Source organism: Corallococcus sp. M7, assembly GCF_054512695.1.
Map to the genome: position 1 here is coordinate 6,016,129 of NZ_CM137252.1, position 19,941 is coordinate 6,036,069.

A 19,941-nucleotide genomic window follows, 5' to 3' on the forward strand; every position below is an offset into this window, starting at 1 on the left:
GACTTCAGCCCACGGCCTGGTGGGTCTCGGTGACGCCCTTGTACCCGTAGAGGCCGCTGTCGTATGGGGTGATGGCGTCCTCGGCCTTCTTGGTGCAGGCCGCGGCGGTGGGGTCGAAGGCCTGGAACTGGCCCTTGTCGTCCTTGAACTCCACCCATGCATGGAGGCCCCGGTCCGTATTGCCGAAGACGACCTGCGCGTCCACGCCGGCCTGCTCGAAGCGCTGCTCGGCCTCGATGGCCATGTCCACGCAGACGCCGGACTTGGACGCGTCGAAGTTGCCGGCGTTCTTCATGGCGGCATCCCACGACTTGCCGCCCGTGTAGTCGTACTTCCAGGACGTGGCTTCCTTCGCGATGTCCTGGGCCACCGCATCCGCGCTCTTGCCGGAGGACGGGCCCTTCGCGCCCTGCGCCTGGGTGGGAGCGGGAGCCGGGGCCGGGGCCGGAGCGGGCTGGGGCTTCTGGGCCTGGGCCTTGGCCGGCTCGAAGCTGTCGCGCTGCCAGTTCTGCTGGAAGCGCTGGGAGCCACCGGTGGTGGGCTTCGGGCCCTGGGCCTTCGCGCCCTCGCCCTTCAGCAGGGCCTCCTTCGTCAGGCCCAGCTCCTTCAGCAGCTTGGCGAACTCCTGGGGCTGCTTCGCGGAGTCCACCGTCTTCACGTGCGAGCCGTCCGGGTTGACGACCTTCACCACGACGTTCCGCGGGGCCTGCGCGGCTTCGGGAGAAGGCTTCGCGCACGGGCTGGAGGAAGGACGCAGGGAGGAGATCGCCATGGGACAGGGCCTCGAAGGAACAGCGGGGATGCCTGTCCCTTGAGCACGGCGTGTGCCAGCGCACGTGCCTCACGGGGTGCACGCCAAACCCCTGTGTTTCCAGGCTGTCGTCCTCAGCGAAGGCCCGCGCCCCTGATGACAGCCGTGCGCCGGGTGATGTCCGGCGTCATCACCCCGCCGACTCGGAGGCGCCCTCGGGCTCCGGTTCCTCCGGCCCCTCCACGGTGCGCTCCAGCGTGCGAGCGAGCGCGGCCCGGGCCTCCGCCGCCGCCTCGAAGGGCTCATCGCTCCCGGCCCGCGCCGGAGGAGGCACCGTCGCGTCCAGCTCCTCCGGATGCAGGCGGAACCACTTCGCGACGAGCATCACCTCCTGGGCCTCCTGCGCGCGGAGGCCAATCGCCTCCGGCTCCGGCACGTCGAAGATGGCCCGCACGCGCGCGTCCAGCGCCGCCTGCTCCTCCGGCGTCCGGGGCGTGGGCACCTCCGCGCGGATCCGTCCCCGCCTGAGCACGTACGTGCGGTCCTCCCCGCCGTGCCCACGCGCCGTGTAGATCAGCGACAGCCGGCGCAGCGTGCGCCCCAGCTCGACAATCCACGCCTGCACGTTCTCCAGCCGCTCCGCGCGGTCGCGCAGCTCCGCCGCGTATTCGAACTGGAGCCGCCGCGCCGCCATCGCCATGCGCTCGCGAAGGATGACCAGCGGCCGGTCCGACTCACCGTTGAGGAACGCCCGAGCCAGCGCGACCCGAGCCAGGTACTCCGCCGTCGTGCACCCGCCCGCGCACGGCGACAGACACCGCGCCGTCTGCCCGCGCATGCACCGCGGGTCATCCTTCAGGGGGAAGAGCTGGATCTGATCCGCCAGCCGCATGGGCGTCTCGGACGGACAGTCGCGCAGCTCCAGCAGGTCGTTCACCGCGCGCACCACGTCCGCCATGGTGTGCCGGCCGTGGAAGGGCCCGAAGTACTCCGCGCTCCCGCCGCCGCCGGGCTGGCCCACCACGCGCAGCCGGGGCACGGCCTCGCGCGTGAGCTGGAGGAAGCAATGCGCGCGGTCGCGCTTGTGCTCCACGTTGTAGAGGGGCCGGTGGCTCTTGATGAGGCGGAACTCATGCAGGAGCGCCGCGAACTCGCTGGCCGTGTACTCCCACTCCACCTGGTGCGCCTGGGCGACGATCTCCCAGGCCTTCTCACCCTCGTCCGCGCGGAAGTACGACAGGAGCCGCGTGCGCACGCGCACGGACTTGCCCACGTAGAGCAGCTCCCCGGCGGGACCGAAGAACCGGTACACGCCGGGCCGGTTCTCCGCGCTCGCGCGGACGTGACTCAGGAGGGTGGCGACGCGCGGGTCCATGTGGCGGAAGGCGCCCGAAACCGGGGCACCGCAGGCTAACCCGCCACGTCCCTCCGCACCGCCGTTCGCGCACGGCCCGTCACAACCCGGCCGGAGGGCGGCCAGCGGGCCACGCGCCCGGACTTCAGCCCACGTCCTTCAGCGTCGCGGCGCTGGCCGCGGCCTCGTCCTTCAGGTCCTTGGGCGTGGCGATGGCGGACTTCAACTCGCGGTACGTCTGCGCATAGCCGTTGCGCAGGATGCCCTCGCGCACGCGCTCCATGAGCTTCTGGTAGTGCCGCACGTTGTGCACGGACAGGAAGCGCGAGCCCAGGTGGTGCTTGCCGCGCATCAGGTGCTGGAGGTAGCCGCGCGTGTACTTCTTGCACACGTAGCAGTCGCACTCGGGGTCGAGCGGCCCGTCATCCAACTGGTACACGGTGCGGGTGATGCGCACCAGGCCCTGGAACGTGTACGCGTAGCCCTGCTGCGCCATCTTGGTGGGGATGATGCAGTCGAACATGTCCACGCCGCGCAGCACCGCCTCCAGCAGGTCCGTGGGGGTGCCCACGCCCATCAGGTAGCGGGGCTTGTCCTGCGGCAGGGACGCGGTGGCGCGCTCGGTCATCGTGTCGCGCTCCACCTTCGTCTCGCCCACGGCCAGCCCGCCGATGGCGAAACCATCGAACGGCAGCTTCGTGAGGAACGCGGCGCTCTCGTCACGCAGGGCCGGGTGGACGCCGCCCTGGACGATGCCGAACAGCGCCTGGCCCGTGTTCTTCGACTCCTTCGCGGCGAGGCTGCGCACGGCCCAGCGGTGGGTGCGCTCCATGGCCTCGCGGGTGCCGGCCTCGTCCGTGCGCGAGTCGATGCACACGTCCAGCACCATCATGATCTCCGAGTTGATCGCCTGCTGCATGGCGATGCTGGACTCGGGGCTGAGGAGCCGGCGGCTGTTGTCGTAGAAGCTGCGGAAGTGCGCGCCCTTCTCCGTGATGAGCCGGTCCTCCGGCAGGGAGAAGATCTGAAAGCCGCCCGAGTCCGTGAGCACGGCGCCGTCCCAGCCCATGAAGGGGTGGATGCCGCCGAAGCGCTCGAACACCTCCGGACCGGGCCGGAGCATCAGGTGGTAGGTGTTGGCGAGGAGGACCTTGGCCCCCGTCTCCTTCACCTCCTCCATGGCGATATGGCGGAAGCCGGCGTGGGTGGCCACCGGCATGAACATCGGCGTGGGGAAGGACCCCTTGCGGGTGTGGAGGATGCCCGTACGGGCGCCGGTGGGGTCGGTGTTCAGGAGTTCGAAGCGGACGGCCATTGGACGGGCCTTATACCCAGCCCGCCCGTCCGGAGGCACCCGCTTCCTGGGGGACGCCCGCCTGGTCTCCTGGGGGCCGCCCCCCGCTGGGACGCCGGTTTCCCTACCTGCACCTGGGGACGGGGGGTGGGAAGCCGGCATTTCCGGGGCGTCCCAGCGGTTACATTGGGTCCTCCAGTTACCGATTCACCGCGCGTCTTGGGTCGCCGCGCCATTTCCGTTACAAGCCGCCGCCATGTTCAACGTCATCAACGTCTCCAAGGCCTATGGGCCCAAGAAGCTGTTCGAGGAGGTCAACGTCGCCTTCTCGCCGGGCCGCCGCTACGGCCTGACCGGTCCGAACGGGGCCGGCAAGTCCACGTTCATGAAGATCCTCGCGGGAGACGAGGAGCAGGACATGGGCGAGATCATCCGCCCCCGCAAGCTGGGCATCCTGCGCCAGGACCACTTCCGCTACGAGAACGACCGCGTCATCGACGTGGTGTTGATGGGCAACCGCCACCTGTGGGCGGCGATGGACGAGAAGAACAAGCTGCTCGCCAAGTCGGACATCACCGAGGAGGACGGCAACCGGCTGGGTGAGCTGGAAGGCGTCATCGCGGAAGAGGACGGCTACTCGGCGGAGAGCGACGCGGCCACGCTGCTGGCCGGTCTGGGCATCGAGGAATCCTTCCACGAAGGGCCCATGCGCCAGCTGACGGGCGGCCTGAAGCTGCGCGTGTTGCTCGCGCAGGCGCTGTTCGGCAAGCCGGAAGGGCTGCTGCTCGACGAGCCCACGAACAACCTGGATATCGACTCCATCCGCTGGCTGGAGAACTTCCTCCACGTGTACGAGGGCGTGCTGATCACCATCAGCCACGACCGGCACTTCCTGAACTCCATCTGCACGCACATCGCGGACATCGATTACGAGACCATCATCCAGTACACGGGTGGTTACGACGACATGGTCCGGCAGAAGTCGCAGCTGCGGACCCGGGTCGAGTCCGAGACGGCGGAGAAGAAGAAGAAGATCGCCCAGTTGCAGGACTTCGTGGCGCGCTTCCACGCGGGTACGCGCGCGTCGCAGGTGCAGAGCCGCATCAAGCAGATCGAGAAGCTGAAGACGGAGGACCTGAAGCGCTCGAACATCGCGCGGCCGTTCATCCGGTTCGACCAGAAGGTGGTGAGCGGGCGGCAGACGCTGATGTTCGAGGGGCTGAAGAAGTCCTTCGACGGGCAGCAGGTCATCAAGCCGTTCACGGACCTGGTCTGCAAGGGCGAGCGCATCTGCGTGATTGGCCGCAACGGCGTGGGCAAGTCGACGCTGGTGAAGATGCTGGCGGGCCAGATGGAGCCGGACGCGGGAACCATCACCTGGGGCCACCAGGCGACGGTGGGCTACCTGCCGCAGGACCACCACGGCGTCATCCACAAGGGCACGACGTGCTTCGGCTACCTCCGGGAGATCAGCGAGAAGCTGACGAACGAGGAGATTTCGGGCGTGTTGGGCCGGATGCTCTTCTCGGGTGAGGAGCGGATGAAGCCGACGGACACGCTCTCCGGTGGTGAGACGGTGCGCGTGCTGTTGTCCAAGCTGATGATCACGCAGGACAACGTGCTGATTTTGGACGAGCCGACGAACCACCTGGACCTGGAGTCCATCGCGGCGCTGGCGGAAGGCCTGGCCAAATTCGAAGGCACGGTCATCTGCGTGACCCACGACCAGGAGCTCATCTCCGAGGTCGCGACCCGCATCTGGAGCCTGGAGGCGGGCAAGGAAGTGCTCGACTTCAACGGCCCCTACTCCGAGTTCATGGAGAAGCACGCGGACGCGGCGCTCAAGCGCCGGTAGTCAGCACAGCTTTTCTGGCAGTGCCAAACGCCGCCCGTTTCCGGTCCTCCGGAAGCGAGGCGGCGTTTTCGTGCGGGTGTCCATCCCTCTCCCGGGTGATGTCACATCCTTGAGCGGATCGACAAGACTCACGCCAGGCCGTCAGCCCATGGTGGCCTGGGGGTGAGCGATGGTTCTGTCCATGATTTGGGGACTGTTGGCGTCGCTGTTCGCAGTCTTGTGGTTCCAATCCCGCTCTCGCGTTCGCGAGTTGCAGGAGCGGCTTAAACCCATCGTGGACATTGAAGCCGAGAAGAAACGAATCACCGAAGAGATCGCACAAACGCAACGGGCCGCCACGAAGGACCTTGAAGCGGAGCGCCATCGGGCAGCCCATGAACTGGCTGAGGCCCGTGGCGTCGCGACCAAGGAGCGCCTCGACGAACAAACGCGAGTGCACGCCCAGCTCGCCCGAGAAAAGGAGTCGTCCGCGAAGACCATCGCCGAGGAGAAGAAACAAGCGGCCGCAGAGTGTCACCGCATGCGGGAAGATGCGTCACGAGCAACCGTAGCCGCCGCACGGTCTGTGGCAGAAGCGGAAGAACAGCGTCAGAAGTTGCTCTCGGAACAACGAGAACTGAAGGCCACCATCGTTCGGCTGCGCGAAGAACTGCGCCCCTTGGATGAAGAAGCGATTCTCCTCTCCACTGGCTTCTACAAGTCGATTTACGCCTTCTCCTCCGTTGAGGAGTACGAGCGCCGCATGGTGGAGCTTCGCGAGAAGCAGAAATCCATGCTGCAGCATAAGCGGGCTGCGACGTGTTCCCTCGAATGGGAGGTCAATGGCAGCAAGGCCGAGGGCAGGAAGCAGACTGAGCGCACGTTGAAATTAATGCTCCGTGCCTTCAATGGCGAAGCCGATGCCTGTGTCGCGAAGGTGACTTACAAGAACATCAAAACCATGGAAGCCCGCATTGAGAAGGCAGCGAATGCGATCAATGCATTGACGAAGATTCAGCAATGCACCATCGCGAGCAAGTACGTCGACCTCAAGCTGGACGAACTGCGCCTGGCCTATGAATACGCCGAACGGGTTCAGCAGGATCGCAACGAGCAGAAGCGCATCCGGGAGCAGATGCGCGAGGAAGAAGCTGCTCAGCGGGAACTGGAGAAGGCAAAGCTGGAAGCGGAGCGCGAGGCCAAGCGGGACGCGGAAGCCCTGGAGAAGGCGAAGGCTGACTACGAGAAGGCCAAGGGCTCCGAGCAGCAAAAGCTTCTGGAGCGAATCGCGGAACTGGAGCGCCGTGTGGCGGAAGACCTGGAAAAGCAGCGCGCCATCTCCCAGGCACAACTCACACGTACGGGGCACGTCTACGTCATCTCCAATATTGGTTCCTTCGGAGAGGGTGTGTTCAAACTGGGAATGACCCGGCGGCTGGTGCCGCAGGACCGGATTGACGAACTGGGAGACGCCTCGGTGCCCTTCGAGTTCGACGTTCACGCCATCATCCGGACTTCGGACGCCCCTGCCCTCGAAGGCGCCCTGCACAAGGCCTTCGCGAACCGGCGCGTCAACCGCATCAACGAGCGCAAAGAGTTCTTCCGCGTCGGCCTGGACGAAATCGCGGAGGTGGTCCGCATGCACCACGGTGAGTTTGAGTTGACCCGGCTCGCAGAGGCCGCAGAGTACCGCAAGTCTCTTGCTCTGATGGAGGAGGAGAAAGGCAAGCCCACTCAAAAGTCCGCCGCGTAAGAGGGGCATATCTACCCCAGCATGACCGAGTAATCCCTCTTCCGAGTTCGTTAACGACCGCAACAACATGGTAGAATGGAACCATGGCGCCCCGTTACACCACTCGAATCCTGCATATTTCGGATATCCACTTCCGCTCCGCAGAAGGCTCCCTTCCTCAGGAGCGCATCAATCAAATCAAACGCGAAGAATGGAAACGTTACCGCGTCTTGGGTACAGCCTGGGAAAAGAACCTCAACGAAATCCTTACCGGCCATCCTCGTGTCGACCTGGTCTGCGTCACAGGAGACGTTGCAGACTGGGGGATAGCGCAAGAATACAAGCCAGCTACCGATTTCCTGTCAGTCCTTTTAAAGCGCCTGGAACTCGATTCAGACCGCCTATATGTAGTCCCAGGCAATCACGACATCCATAGAAAGACTGAAGAGGGTGCTTGGGACTCACTGCGGGACATAGCCGCAAGACTGAGCACCTCAGCATTCAGCAACTGGATGGCCGGCGGGCCAGCTCCATTCGGAGTGAATGCAGGTCTGCGTGACCTTGTTCTAAAAAGAAGTGATGCATATCGCGAATGGCTCGAAAAGCACTTGCGGCGCCCTGAGCTTCTTTCGTCCCAATCGGCGCATGGCCTCCTGGGCTACAAGAGCAGGATTCAATTACCAGGCCGACCTTTCCCTATTCACATCATTGGCCTAGACTCATCCTGGCTTGCCGGCGACGACAACGACGCAGGAAAGCTACGCCTCACTGAAGACCAAGTCGGGATTCTTGCCACGGACAGCGGCAGGCAATTGGATGGCTTTCGTCTTGCTCTTGTGCACCATCCGCTAACAGAACTTGCAGATGGAGTAGAAGTTCGGAGGCTGCTCGCTGAGCATACAGATTTACTGCTTCGCGGCCACCAACATGAGGCGCTCACCGAAACCTGGGCAGATCCGCAGCGTCGCCTATTGGAACTCGCTGCTGGATGCCTTTATGAAGGAACCGAAGGGCACCGGCATCCCAATGCGTTCCAGCTAATTGACGTGACAACCAACGAAGAGGGGCGACCTCTAGAGTACAGCATTCGCTTTAGAGGCTGGTCGCCTCGCGGGTATTGGTTTGATGATGCGTCTCTATACAGCGAGGCGAGAGAGGGGCGACTGACGATCAGGGTTGGAGCCCCCCTTGCGAATGAGTTTAATCAAGTCGATCATCGCCAACCGAACAGAAACGCTGAACGCCCAGAAAAAGACAGCCAAAACAGGCCAAGCCCTGACAAAGAAAACAGGGTGAGCCTCGGCGCCGCAAGCACTCCGCGCACTACTAAACGCGGGAACATCCTGGGCGAACTCACGGGCGAAGCGGATAAGACGATGCTAAGTGGAGCATTTTATGAGTCCTCCGTTTTCCTTGAGCTTATAGCGGGAAGTGACTACCGCTTCGTTGTTGGTAGGCGTGGCGCGGGGAAGAGCGCTCTATTCCAGAAAATCGCCGAGCGGCTCCGTCAAGAAACAAGAACGCACCTGCTCACAGAAAAGCCGCAAGAAGATACAGCTCGAGCACTGCAAGGGATGCTTAAGAAGGTAGCTGATAGTTATGCTGCTTCACGCCATATCACGCGTCTAACCTGGAAAGTTCAAATCCTCACTGCCGCCCTTGAAAAACTTCGCACCCATTACAAGGTTCGAAATTTGGGGGAGGCGGCATTCTTTGAGACCTATATGCGTGAACATTCCGCAATATTCTCCACCAAGGGAATGGAGCGCAGCCTGCAAGTGCTTGAGGCGGTTTTTCACGATAAAATGACGGCTGATGAGCTGCCACGGGCAGTTGCCAAGCACTTTCGCGTGGAAGAGCTCAAAACCAATGTCGGGAATGTACTGCAAGAACTTGGGCATCGAGTGATTTTCCTTTATGATGGACTTGATGAAGGATGGGTGCCCGAGCCCATTGAGACCGGAGTGCTTGGGGGGCTTGCCAAGGCATCCGCGGAACTTAGAGAGGCGGATTTGCCTATAAGCTGCACGCTCTTTGTTCGCGATAATATGCTACGGGCGCTGGCATACCTAGACAACGACTACACTCGAAACATTGAAGGAAGTACGCTTCGCCTTCAATGGGATGAAGAGTCTCTCTTTCGGCTTGTCGTAAAACGCTTGCGCACGGCGTTCGGGTGGGCTGGCGACGACATGAAGATGTGGAATCACTTTGCACAGCGCGGCCTGCAGGGCAAAGAAGGTTTCAGAACCTGCCTGAGAAGCACGTTGTACCGACCTCGAGACGTCATCGCTCTGCTCAATAGTGCATACCAAGTGGCATGGCAGGCAGGCAGAGAGAGCATCATTGAGTCGGATCTTGAGGCTACATCCGTGCTCATTTCGCGGGATCGTCTCAATGACCTCTTTAGGGAATACGATCGCGTTCTCCCTGGCCTCCAGGCCTTTGTGGGCTTGTTCGCGTCGAGGAAGTCGATAGACGAATATGGCAACATCCTCAAAATGCTGTCAGATGTGGCCGAGGGACCTTTGTCTGGGAACACAGGGAAAGAGTTTGCCCTGCTCGGCACTGGCGCTGAGATCTTCTCAGCCCTCTATAGTGTGGGTTTTCTCGGTGTAAAGGACGAGAGCGCCGAAGGATTTCGCTTCTGTCATGACGGCTCGAATGCGGACCTCCGGACGCTAGAGCCGACACGCGAAGTGGCAATACATCCGTGCTATTGGAAGGCTCTTGAGGTCATTCCAGCTGCGGCAGCCGAATCAGTTGTCATGAAGGTGGATGACTCAGATGACATCGCAAAACGACCGACCACCAAAAATGAACTGGTCGACAGGCGCACCAAGCTTCTGGGCGAAACTGTTTCTGAGTTGCACAAAATCAGGCCGGGCTGGGAGGACTCCGATAAGTTCGACCGATGGGCCCAACGTGCAGTTCAGCTGGTATTTGGGGAGCAGCTCGACAACGTCGAGCGGCGACCAAATCCACATGGACCGCAACGTCGAAACGTTATCGTTGCCACAATCAACACCAACAAGGGGTTTTGGGCGAGAGCGAGCCGAGACTACGGTGTTCGCCAATGTCTATGGATTGCTGAAAATAGCGAAGAGCTGCATAGTGGTGATTTTGAGCAGATTTGGAGCATGTTAGGCGGAGTGAACGGCCGACTAGCCTTTGTTGTAAGGCAAGGAAAAGAAAAAATCCTGTCGCGCGGCGAAAAGCGTCTAATAAGACTTGGATTAGATGAGAATGACAAGCTGGTTGTCGTTTTGTCGGCAGAGTTTCTAAAAAGAGCGCTTTCAAAAATGCGAAATGAGCTCAAACAGGAGTATGCCGAAGACAGAATGCACACCTTGCTCTCTCAGTTGGAGCGCGGTCAAATCTAAGGTGCGGCCACCCGCTCGCAAAGCTCGCGTCCTAGCTCAGACACTGCCTCTCCTTCGTTCGACTATCCTTGATGCTGAGTGGGACGGGCATTAGTGGGTATGATGCATGGCCATGTACCCGAGACGCCGTCTTCTGACCCGTGGGCAGTGGTTGTTCGATCTCAGACCGCATCGGCTCATCGTCTGCCACGGAGCCGACGGCGTGCACCGGGAGGTCAGTGGGGACGTTCCAAATCCTCCGTCCGCGCCCGTGGTGCTCGCAGCGCTCGATGAGGCCAAGGACGTCTGGGTGGGAGGCGGGGATCGGCGTGTCTTCTCTGTTGGGGCCGACGCGAGCGCTCCCGTCCAAATCTTTCCGCGGGAGTGCTTCGATCTCATCACCGATGGGGACCGGCTCATCGGAACGATGGTGGACGGCGCCCTCAAGCTGACCACCCTTTTTGCGACCGATGAGGCCGGGCAGCGATGGGAGCCCATGACCTTGCCCAAGCCAGTGACCGCCATGCACGGGTATGGGTATAGCGAGGGCCGTCCCCACCGACAGGTCCCTGATGGCGCGTTCCTCGACACGAGCCCCTTTGGCATCACCGTCGTGGAGAAGGGCCGGGGCTGCGTCTACGTGCTCCGCTCGGGGGCGGCTCAACCGGAGGGTGCGCTCCAGGTGGAGCCGGGCCATGAGCAGGACATCTGGCGGGCCCAGGCCACTCCCCATGGCGTGCTTCTCCTGCTCGTCATCAATTATCGGCAGACGGCGCTTCTCCACTTCGCGCTCGACGGCACCCTGCTCGGCTCCATCCCGGCTCAGGATGACGATGATGATGAGTCGGATGAGCTGACCTGGGGCGGTGCCGGGGTTTGCGTCCTCGACGCGGACCGGGCGCTCCTCTTCGTCCAGGACAAGGTCCTCCTGGTGTCCCTGCCCGGGCTTCAGGTGCTTGAGACGCTCGCGGGGGAGTGGCCCTCCTTCGTGTCCGTGACGCCCGCTGGGTCAAACCGGTGGTGGGTGGGGCCCGAGGACAGTGACGCGCTCTTCCTGCTCACCGCCGAGCCCGGACACCCCTTGCGTCTCCAGGCCTCGAACCGTCCGGTAAGCCCGGGCGCGCCGCTCATGCACGTGGGCTACAAGACGCCCACGCTCCACTGGACCGAACACGCCTTGGCGCCGCTGACTGTGTCCGCGCCTGTGATCGAGACGTGGCGGGCGGTGGTGCACAATGACGGGACCGCGTGTGAGGCGGTGCGGATCCGCGTGTCCGGAGTGCTCGTCGGTGCTCGCGTGATGGACGTGAGCGTGCGGTATCGCGGCCAGCCCCTCCCGATGGTGGAGGAGCACCGCGTGAACGTCGTGGGGGTTACCGGCGGCCTGGAGGCAGGGGCCACCGCGGAGCTGGAGGTGACCTTCAAGCCCCGCAGCGAGGGTTCAGGACCGCTGACCATCACTGTCGAGCCATGCTCCTGGCAGTCGAAGGGCAAAGAGTGGCAGTGGGACAAAGAGGAGTCTCGCGTCCTCTCGGTGACGGGCCATCCGGCATCCGCCCAGTTCCTGCTCACGGTGGAGTAGCGCGAACCTTCTCGGGCTCGGGCGCCGCGCCCATCTTCCAGAATAGGACGCCACCTCCGAGCAGGACCGCCAGGCCCACTGCCGCAGCGAGAATCCAGCGCCGCCCCAAGCCGGGCAGTGACTGGTGCTCCATGCCGTCCGCAACCGGGACGACGAAGGTCGGGTCATCGCTCGGCATGACCTGTTGGACGAGCTGGGCCACTTGATTCGGGGGCGCCGGTTCCTTCACCGAGCGGATGAAAGCCTCCAGGTCCTTCCGGAACGCGTGGCAATCCGGGTAGCGCTGCTCCCGATCCTTTGCGAGCGCCCGGGCGAGGATGGCTCGAAGGGCGTCGGGCAGGTCCGGGCGGTGCTGCTCGGCGGGCACGATGGGCTCTGACGTGACGGCCTGAAGCAGGCCCCAATCGGACGTGGACTCAAAGGGCCTGTGCGTGGTGAGCAGTTCGTAAAGCACCATACCGAGCGCGTAGACATCCGCTCGCCGGTCCACCGGAAGGCCCCGGACCTGCTCGGGCGGCATGTACCTGAGCCTGCTCAGGTTGGGGGTGAAGTGTCGGGGGGTCCATCGTTCCCGGAATTCATCGATGCCGAAGTCCACCAACTGGGTCGTCCCCTGGCGCGACAGGAGGATGTTGTACGGCATGACGCAGCGGTGGGTGACTTCCAGCGGCTGGTTCGTCTTGGGGTCGGTGAGCTCGTGGGCATAGGCGAGCCCCTCGCAGGCTTGCGAGATGATTCGCGCGCACAGGGACACCGGCAGGGTCATCCGCTGGGCCACCAGGTGATTGATCAACTGGCGCAGGCTGGGCCCATCGACGTGCTCCCGGGCGAGGAAGTACGTGCCGTCCACCTCACCGAAGTCCACGACCTTCACGAGGCGCGGGTGCGTGAGCCGGGCGGCGTCCCTCGCCGTGTCGAGGAACATCTCCGGGAAATCCACCTGCTCGGCCATGTCCGGCCGGAGGCACTGGAGCACCAGCGTCTTCTCGACGCCCTGCGGACCGGCGGCCTTGGCCAGGTAATCCTCGATGATGCCTTCGGTGAGCAGGCGGATGCGCTGGTATTTGCCGACTTGGGATGTCACGGGGCGTATGAATAGCAGACCATGACCCGCTACCGCTTCCTTGGGCTTCTGCTGGCGCTGCTGCCTTTCCACGTCGGCGCTGTCCCCATTCCAGCCGAGCAGCTGGTGGGCATCTGGGGCAGTGAGCGCGTCTTCGGACCGCAGGTTCGCGGAGAGCTGACACTGGTTCGCGATGGAACGACGTGGCGAGCACGCATCGCGGGCTTTGACGTCCCGGTCCGGGTCGAGGGCCGCAAGGTGTCCGTCGCATTTCCAGGTGGCGAACTCCGAGCGACGTTGGCGGAGAACGGGCAGAGCATCGCCGGCCACTGGATCCAGCCTCGCGTGCTCATGAGCGGCATGAAGTTCGCCTCTCCGGCGGAACTGCGCGCGCTTCAGCCGGGTGTCTGGCGTGGCAACGTGGCTCCGCTGGAGGACCGGTTCTCGCTGTACCTCGTCGTCCAGAAGCAGCCTGACGGCTCCGTGACAGCGTTCATTCGCAACCCGGAGCGGAACTTCGGCAACCGGATGATGTTCCGCGTGGAGCTTCAGGACCGCACGGTCCGGCTCACGTCCACCAAGGACAACACCCAGATCGAAGGCACGTTCGACGCGCAGTCCGGACGGCTGTCCCTCCCCTACCCTCCCTTCGACACGACGTTCGACTTCACCCGCCGGGACCGTTCGCAGGCCGTGGGTCTCTACTTCCGCACGCCTGCTCCCGGCCCCTACGCCTACCAAAAGCCCATCGAGGAGGAAGACGGCTGGACCACGGCCTCCCCCGCCGACGTCGGCATGGATGTCCAACCGCTCCAGCAGCTCGTGCAGCGCATCCTCGACCAGGACCCGAGCCCGGAGTCAGTGCCCGCCATCCAGGGCCTGCTCATCGCGCGTCACGGGAAGCTCATCGTCGAAGAATACTTCCAGGGCTTCGACAAGGAGCGTCCCCATGACCTGCGCTCCTCCTCCAAGTCCTACGCGTCCCTGCTGATTGGCATTGCCCTGGACCAGGGCGCCCCCTTCACCGTGGACACGCCCGTCGCCTCTCTCTTCCCTGAGTACAAGGGCAAGCTCTCCAACCTGGATGCGCGCAAGCGCAAGCTCACCGTCGCTCACCTGATGACCATGGCGACGGGCCTGGCTTGTGACGACGACGATCCGGATTCACCTGGCAACGAGGACCGGCTCGAGGACTCCGTACCGGATTGGTACAAGTACACGCTGGACCTCCCCATGGTCCGCGCCCCCGGCGGCGGGAAGGCCGTGTACTGCTCCGCGAACATCAACCTGCTCGGCGGCGTCCTTCGCAACACCACTCGCACCTGGATCCCCGAGTTCTTCACCCAGCACGTCGCCACGCCCCTCCAGATGCGCGGTTATCACCTGGACCTGATGCCCGACGGTGAGCAGTACCTCGGCGGCGGCATCTACATGCGCCCTCGCGATGCCCTGAAGCTCGGGCAGCTCTACCTCTCCGGAGGCACCTGGAACGGGAAGCGCGTGGTCAGCCAGCGCTGGGTGGAACGCTCCGTCGCGAAACAGGCGACGATGCCGGATGGACGGACCTATGGCTACACGTGGTGGCGCCATGAGCTTCGCGTCGGTGACCGGGTGTATTCACAGTACGAAGCCAGCGGGAACGGTGGCCAGCTCGTGATGGTCGTCCCGGAGCTGGACCTCGTCGTGCTGTTCACCGCGGGCAACTACAACCACGTCTCCCTCTGGCGGAAGTTCCGCGAGGAGCTCCTGCCCCAGTACATCATGGCCGCGGTGTCTACTCCCCCGCGGCCCTGACCCGCGCTCAATCGCGGTCCGGCGCTCCCAGCGGGAAGAGATGCCGATAGGGGCGTCCCCCGTCCACCGCCCGAGCGACGGACGGACGCGCGAGCAACCTCGCGCGATAGGCGCGCAGTTGGGGACACGACTCCGGAATCCGGTGCGTCCAGTCCGCGTAGAACAGCGACGGCGCCGCCGCACAGTCCGCCAGCGTGAAGTCGTTGCCCGCGGCCCAGGTCCGGCCCCCCAGCTGTCCTTCAATCCAGCCGTAGGCGCGCTCCAGCTTCTCCACCGCCAGCTTCATCCCATCCTGGCGCTTCACCGGGTCCCCTGTCAGCGCTCCGTCCACGGCGTGCTGGGCCGCGTTCATGATGTGCAGGTCGAAGAAGCGGTCGAGGAAGCGCACGTCCAGCGCGGCCAGCGGGTCCTCGGGCAGCAGGCGCACCTGCCCGGGATGCTTCAGCTGGAGGTACTCGATGATGATGCTCGTCTCGACGACCTGACGGTCACCGTCCACCAGCAGCGGGAACTTGCGCAGCGGCCAGCGGCGCAGCCATTCGGCTGAATGCTCCGGCGTCTCCGGGCTGATGCTTCGAAACTCGAAGGACGTGCCGTTCTCGTACAGCGCGATGAGCACCTTCTGCGTGTACGAGGAGAAATAGTGACCGTAGACCGCGAGCGACATCGTTGGACCTTTCCATCCGACTACTTGCATTTCACAACGGGTTGAACCGTATTTGGACCGCTTGCATACTGCAAGGAGTATGGCCATGCCGCAGACAGGGCGCTCCGGCTGCCCCATCAACCTGACGCTCGAACAACTTGGCGACCGCTGGAGCCTGATCGTCATCCGCGACGTCATGTTCGGGAACCGGCGCGGCTACGGTGACCTGCTCTCCCAGAGCGAAGAGGGCATCGCCTCCAACATCCTGGCGGACCGGCTCAAGCGCCTGACCGCGTCCGGACTGCTGTCGCGACGCCCGGACCCGAAGCACCGCCAGAAAGGCATCTACAGCCTCACGGAGGCGTCCATCCAACTGGTGCCCCTGCTCGCGCACATGGGGGCCTGGGGCCGCCGGCACACGCCGGTGAGCGAGGAGCTGTCCGTCCGCGCGGAGCTGCTGGAGAAGGGCGGCCCGCCCCTCTGGGACGCGTTCATGGCTGAGCTGCGCCACCTGCACCTGGACGCGCCGCGCCCTTCCCGCTCGGTGTTCCGGGAGCTTCAGGCCGCCTATGAGAAGGCCGTCGCACGCAAGGCTCGGGACGGACGGACCTGAAGCGGGTTAGCGTTCACCGCGCTCATGAAAGTCCTCGGCTGGTTGTTCGTCCTGCTGTGCGCGCTGTGGCTCCCCGCCTGCGGTCCCTACGACTGCACCCCGGAGAACTGCGCGGACGGCTGCTGCTCCGCGCTCAATGAGTGCATCCGCTACCGGAGCGACTCGGAATGTGGCCCCAATGGCGGCATGTGTGAGTCCTGCGGGGCAGGCAGTGTCTGCCGGCTGGACCAGCGCGCCTGCTACACGGGCGTGATGCGCACGTACATCCAGCCCCGGCGCGCCGTCATCGCGGACTTCGACCCGGACACGGGCGAGGACTGGGACTCCGATGGCTCCCCGCCGGACGTCGTCGTGGAGATGAACTGCCCCTCCGCGCCCGAGCGCTCCCGTACCCCCGAGGACGAGAGCTGGGACCCCGAATGGCGCTCCGGCGGCTGCCAGGTCATCACGTCCAACCTCCTGCGCTACCCGCTCGAAATCTCCATCTTCGACAACGACGACTTCACCTTCGATGACGAGTTCGGCGGCCTCTCCTACCAGGTCACCCACGCCGACCTGAACCTGGGCCGCATCGAGATATCCATCCCGCCCATCGTGAAGACGCTCGTGTTCGAGCTGAGCCACAACTACGCGCCGCAGTGAGCTGTAACCGCCCACGCCCCACCGGCGTAGTCCTGACCATGCGCGCCCACCTCCTGCCGCTCATGGTCCTGTTCACCGCCGCCTGTGGCCCCTCCTCCTCCGTGGACGAGGGCCTCGGCGTCGTCCAGGGCATCGACACGTCCGAGAAGGGCATCACGGACTTCGTCCGCTCGGGCCAGTACACCTCCTGGCTCGCGGAGCCCTCGGTCCATGACACGCGCGCGCCTCACGGCAGCAAGGTCCGCGTGTTCTTCAACGACGTCGTCGTGCAGTCGCTGCGCGAGGGCAACGCCACGCACCCCGTGGGCAGCATCCTGGTGAAGGAGCTCTTCGAGGATGACGGGAAGACACTCCGGGGCCACGCGCTGGACGTGAAGGTCGCGGAAGGCCCCGGCAAGGACACCTGGATCTTCTACGAGGGCTTCGGCCCCGACTACACGCGGAACTACTACGGCCGCGCCCACTCGACCTGTCACGGGTGCCACTCCGACGGGGTGGACTACGTCACGTCACCGCTGCCCTGAAAACGACGACGGGCGGCCCCCTTCCGAGGACCGCCCGCCGTTGAGCAGCATGCCTGCCTACCGCGCCGCGGACTTGCGGCGCATCAGGAACACGCCCAGGCCCACGCCCGCGGCCCACTTCGCTGCGGCGGCCAGCGGCGTCTTGCTCAGCGCCACCGGGCGGCTCTCGTATTGAGGCTGGGGCGGAACCGGACGGAAGTCCGTGGCGCCGGGGAGGTTCGCGCCCCGCTCCTCCGCCTCCGTCTTCGTCACGTTCGGTCCCGGCGCGTCCGGATCCCGCGCACCCGGCGCCTTCCCGTCCGGCGACTTGTGCTCGAGGATGCCGTTGATCTCCGCGCCCAGCAGCACGACCATGCAGGAGATCTGCATCCACAGCAGCATCACGATGACACCGCCGATGGCGCCGTAGTTCACGTCGTACGAGCCGAAGTTCGCCACGTACTTCGAGAACCCCCACGAGGCGATGACCCAGATGATCACGCTCACCACCGACCCCGGCGTGATGAACTTGAACTTCTGCTTCACGTCCGGCAGCACGTAGTACAGCACCGCCAGCAGCAGCATCATCAGGATGCCCGCCACCGGCATGCGCAGCCACAGCACGAGGCTGGTGAACGGCTCACCCAGCTTGTCCGCGATGGCTGGCGTGACGATGGCGACGGCGGCCGCCAGCACCACGGTGAGGGCCGTCCCCAGCGTCGTCAGCAGCGCGAGGCCACGCTTCTTCCAGAACGGGCGCTTCTCCGTCACGCCGTAGACCGTGTTGAGCGCGTCCATCAGCGCCACCACACCGCCGGAGGCCGCCCAGACGGCGCCCACGCCACCGATCGTCAGGAGCCCCACCGGATTGCTGCTCGCCAGCGCCTCCAGCCGCTCGCCCAGGATCTTCGTCACCTCCTGGGGCGCCACCTTCGACAGCTCCTGGATGAGCTGCTGCGCCTGGTGCGGATCAATCAGCACGCCGGCCAGTGACACGAGGAACAGCAGGAACGGGAACAACGCCATGATGGCGGAGAACGTCAACGCCCCCGCGACGTTGCCCACGTTGTCGCGCCCCCATTCGTCCTTGAGGGACTTGAAGAACTCCTTCCAACTCATTCCCCTGCCGGGCAGGACCATGCGTCTCCTCCTTCGAGGAGATTGGGCATTCCATCCCCCGGCTGGCTTCCTCCCCCAGGACGAGGCCCGCCCCCCTGCCTGCTCACCGCGCAGGGGGCGGGGAATGACAAGCCCCCTGCGCCACGCCTGCCCGGCCGCCTTCAGCGTCAGAAAACAGGCAGCACGGGCGCGTCCTTCAGCCGGGGCGCGCGCAGATCCTTCGCGGACAGGAGCGGCTGCTTCACCGGCCACGGGATGGCCAGGTCCGGATCATCCCAGATGACGCTCCGCTCGGTCTCCGGGGAGTAGAGCGCGGTGCACTTGTAGAAGAAGTCCGCCGAGTCGCTCACCACGCAGAACCCGTGCGCGAAGCCCGCCGGCACCCAGAGCTGGTGCTTGTTCTCGCCCGTCAGCTCCGCGGCCACCCACCGGCCGAACGTGGGCGACCCCTTGCGGATGTCCACCGCCACGTCCCACACCGCGCCCGCCAGGCACTGCACCAGCTTGCCCTGCGGGTTGGGCTCCTGGAAGTGCAGCCCGCGCAGCGTGCCCTTCACCGAGCGCGACAGGTTGTCCTGCACGAACGGACCGACCACGCCCGCGTCCGCGTAGCGCTTCGCGTGGAAGGACTCGAGGAAGAAGCCCCGGTCGTCGCCGAACACCTTCGGCTCGATGAGCAGGACGTCCGGAATCGCCAGCGGGGTGACCTTCACGACACCGCCCCCCGCTTCTCCACCAGGTCCAGCAGGTACTGGCCGTACTCGTTCTTGCGCATGGGCTCCGCCAACGCCGTCAGCCGCTGCTCGTCGATGTAGCCCATGCGGAAGGCGATCTCCTCCGGACAGGCCACCTTGAGGCCCTGACGGCGCTCGATGATCTCGATGTAGTTGGATGCCTGCATCAGCGACTCGTGCGTGCCGGTGTCCAGCCACGCATAGCCGCGTCCCATCAGCTCCACGTTGAGCTGGCCGCGGCGCAGGTACTCCGCGTTGACGTCGGTGATTTCGTACTCGCCGCGCTTGCCCGGCTTGAGGTTCGCCGCGATGTCGATGACCTGGTTGTCGTAGAAGTACAGGCCCGTGACGGCGTAGTGCGACTTGGGCTTCGCCGGCTTCTCCTCGATGCTGACGGCCTTGTGCTGGGCGTTGAGCTCCACCACGCCGTAGCGCTCCGGATCCTTCACGTAGTAGCCGAACACGGTGGCGCCCTGCGTGCGCTTCGACGCGCGCTGCGTGAGCTCCCCCATGCCGTGGCCGTAGAAGATGTTGTCACCCAGGATGAGCGACACCGGGTCCTTGCCCACGAAGTCCCGGCCGATGACGAACGCCTGCGCCAGGCCCTCCGGACGCGGCTGCTCGGCGTACTGGAGGCGGATGCCCCACTGCTCTCCGTCGCCCAGCAGCTCGCGAAAGCGCGGCAGGTCCTGCGGCGTGGAGATGACGAGGATCTCCCGGATGCCCGCCAGCATCAGCGTCGTCAGCGGGTAGTAGATCATCGGCTTGTCGTAGACGGGCAACAGCTGCTTGCTCACCACGCGCGTCAGCGGGTACAGGCGCGTGCCCGAACCCCCGGCCAGAATGATTCCCTTCATGCGTGCTCCCCTGTGTTCCACGGCGCTGCCGCGAAACGGATGCGCGCGGCCAGGTCGCCAC

General features: G+C 64.5%; 16 protein-coding genes. 8 read left to right on the forward strand and 8 right to left on the reverse strand.

Features of this window, described 5'->3' with window-relative positions:
* Positions 1–4 precede the first annotated feature (4 nt).
* The 3 genes from ACX114_RS23995 to tgt form a co-directional block, all read right to left on the reverse strand.
* Positions 5–772, reverse strand: a complete 768-nt coding sequence (locus ACX114_RS23995) for a transglutaminase domain-containing protein (protein ID WP_459288159.1) — start codon at positions 770–772, stop codon at positions 5–7.
* A gap of 169 nt (positions 773–941) precedes the next feature.
* Positions 942–2,126, reverse strand: coding sequence for a nuclease (locus ACX114_RS24000; RefSeq protein WP_459288161.1), 1,185 nt, complete (start codon positions 2,124–2,126; stop codon positions 942–944).
* A gap of 124 nt (positions 2,127–2,250) precedes the next feature.
* The gene (gene tgt, locus ACX114_RS24005) at positions 2,251–3,420 is read right to left on the reverse strand and encodes a tRNA guanosine(34) transglycosylase Tgt (RefSeq protein ID WP_206793309.1); all 1,170 of its coding nucleotides are present in this window, start codon (positions 3,418–3,420) and stop codon (positions 2,251–2,253) included.
* A gap of 235 nt (positions 3,421–3,655) precedes the next feature.
* On the opposite strand from tgt, the gene ACX114_RS24010 reads away from it, so the two are divergent.
* The 4 genes from ACX114_RS24010 to ACX114_RS24025 all read left to right on the forward strand — a co-directional run bounded on the left by ACX114_RS24010 (position 3,656) and on the right by ACX114_RS24025 (position 11,909).
* On the forward strand, positions 3,656–5,254 hold the full coding sequence (locus ACX114_RS24010) for an ABC-F family ATP-binding cassette domain-containing protein (RefSeq protein WP_459288163.1): 1,599 nt from the start codon (positions 3,656–3,658) through the stop codon (positions 5,252–5,254).
* Positions 5,255–5,528: 274 nt separating this feature from the next.
* Positions 5,529–6,986: a DUF4041 domain-containing protein gene (locus ACX114_RS24015; protein ID WP_459288165.1), complete on the forward strand. Its 1,458-nt coding sequence runs from the start codon at positions 5,529–5,531 to the stop codon at positions 6,984–6,986.
* Positions 6,987–7,069: 83 nt separating this feature from the next.
* Positions 7,070–10,348, forward strand: a complete 3,279-nt coding sequence (locus ACX114_RS24020; protein ID WP_459288166.1) for a metallophosphoesterase family protein — start codon at positions 7,070–7,072, stop codon at positions 10,346–10,348.
* Between the two features lie 481 nt (positions 10,349–10,829).
* Positions 10,830–11,909, forward strand: a complete 1,080-nt coding sequence (locus ACX114_RS24025; RefSeq protein ID WP_459288168.1) for a hypothetical protein — start codon at positions 10,830–10,832, stop codon at positions 11,907–11,909.
* On the opposite strand, the gene ACX114_RS24030 is transcribed toward ACX114_RS24025, so the two are convergent.
* Entirely contained in the window at positions 11,896–12,993 is a 1,098-nt protein-coding gene (locus tag ACX114_RS24030) for a serine/threonine protein kinase (RefSeq protein ID WP_459288170.1), read from the reverse strand. The two genes, ACX114_RS24025 and ACX114_RS24030, sit on opposite strands and share 14 nt — an antisense overlap.
* A 21-nt stretch (positions 12,994–13,014) precedes the next feature.
* On the opposite strand from ACX114_RS24030, the gene ACX114_RS24035 reads away from it, so the two are divergent.
* A complete protein-coding gene (locus ACX114_RS24035; protein ID WP_459288171.1) occupies positions 13,015–14,766 on the forward strand; it encodes a serine hydrolase domain-containing protein in 1,752 nt (583 codons plus the stop codon).
* Between the two features lie 7 nt (positions 14,767–14,773).
* Here ACX114_RS24035 and ACX114_RS24040 read toward each other — a convergent pair whose 3' ends face one another.
* On the reverse strand, positions 14,774–15,433 hold the full coding sequence (locus tag ACX114_RS24040; protein WP_459288173.1) for a glutathione S-transferase family protein: 660 nt from the start codon (positions 15,431–15,433) through the stop codon (positions 14,774–14,776).
* 79 nt (positions 15,434–15,512) lie between these two features.
* Here ACX114_RS24040 and ACX114_RS24045 point away from each other — a divergent pair, with 79 nt between their 5' ends.
* The 3 genes from ACX114_RS24045 to ACX114_RS24055 are packed head-to-tail and all read left to right on the forward strand — an operon-like array spanning position 15,513 to position 17,191.
* Complete coding sequence (locus ACX114_RS24045) at positions 15,513–16,025, forward strand: winged helix-turn-helix transcriptional regulator (RefSeq protein ID WP_459288175.1); 513 nt, start codon at positions 15,513–15,515, stop codon at positions 16,023–16,025.
* A 24-nt stretch (positions 16,026–16,049) separates the two neighbouring features.
* Positions 16,050–16,667: a hypothetical protein gene (locus ACX114_RS24050; protein ID WP_459288177.1), complete on the forward strand. Its 618-nt coding sequence runs from the start codon at positions 16,050–16,052 to the stop codon at positions 16,665–16,667.
* Between the two features lie 38 nt (positions 16,668–16,705).
* On the forward strand, positions 16,706–17,191 hold the full coding sequence (locus tag ACX114_RS24055) for a hypothetical protein (protein ID WP_459288179.1): 486 nt from the start codon (positions 16,706–16,708) through the stop codon (positions 17,189–17,191).
* Positions 17,192–17,248: 57 nt separating this feature from the next.
* Here the strand turns inward: ACX114_RS24055 and ACX114_RS24060 are convergent, their stop codons facing one another.
* The 3 genes from ACX114_RS24060 to rfbA form a co-directional block, all read right to left on the reverse strand.
* Positions 17,249–18,310, reverse strand: coding sequence for a YihY/virulence factor BrkB family protein (locus tag ACX114_RS24060; protein ID WP_459288181.1), 1,062 nt, complete (start codon positions 18,308–18,310; stop codon positions 17,249–17,251).
* A gap of 146 nt (positions 18,311–18,456) precedes the next feature.
* Positions 18,457–19,002 carry a dTDP-4-dehydrorhamnose 3,5-epimerase gene (gene rfbC, locus ACX114_RS24065; RefSeq protein WP_459288183.1) on the reverse strand — a complete coding sequence of 182 codons (546 nt, stop codon included), beginning with the start codon at positions 19,000–19,002 and terminating at the stop codon, positions 18,457–18,459.
* On the reverse strand, positions 18,999–19,880 hold the full coding sequence (gene rfbA, locus ACX114_RS24070) for a glucose-1-phosphate thymidylyltransferase RfbA (protein WP_206793278.1): 882 nt from the start codon (positions 19,878–19,880) through the stop codon (positions 18,999–19,001). The genes rfbC and rfbA overlap by 4 nt, the downstream gene beginning before the upstream one ends.
* Positions 19,881–19,941: the final 61 nt, after the last annotated feature.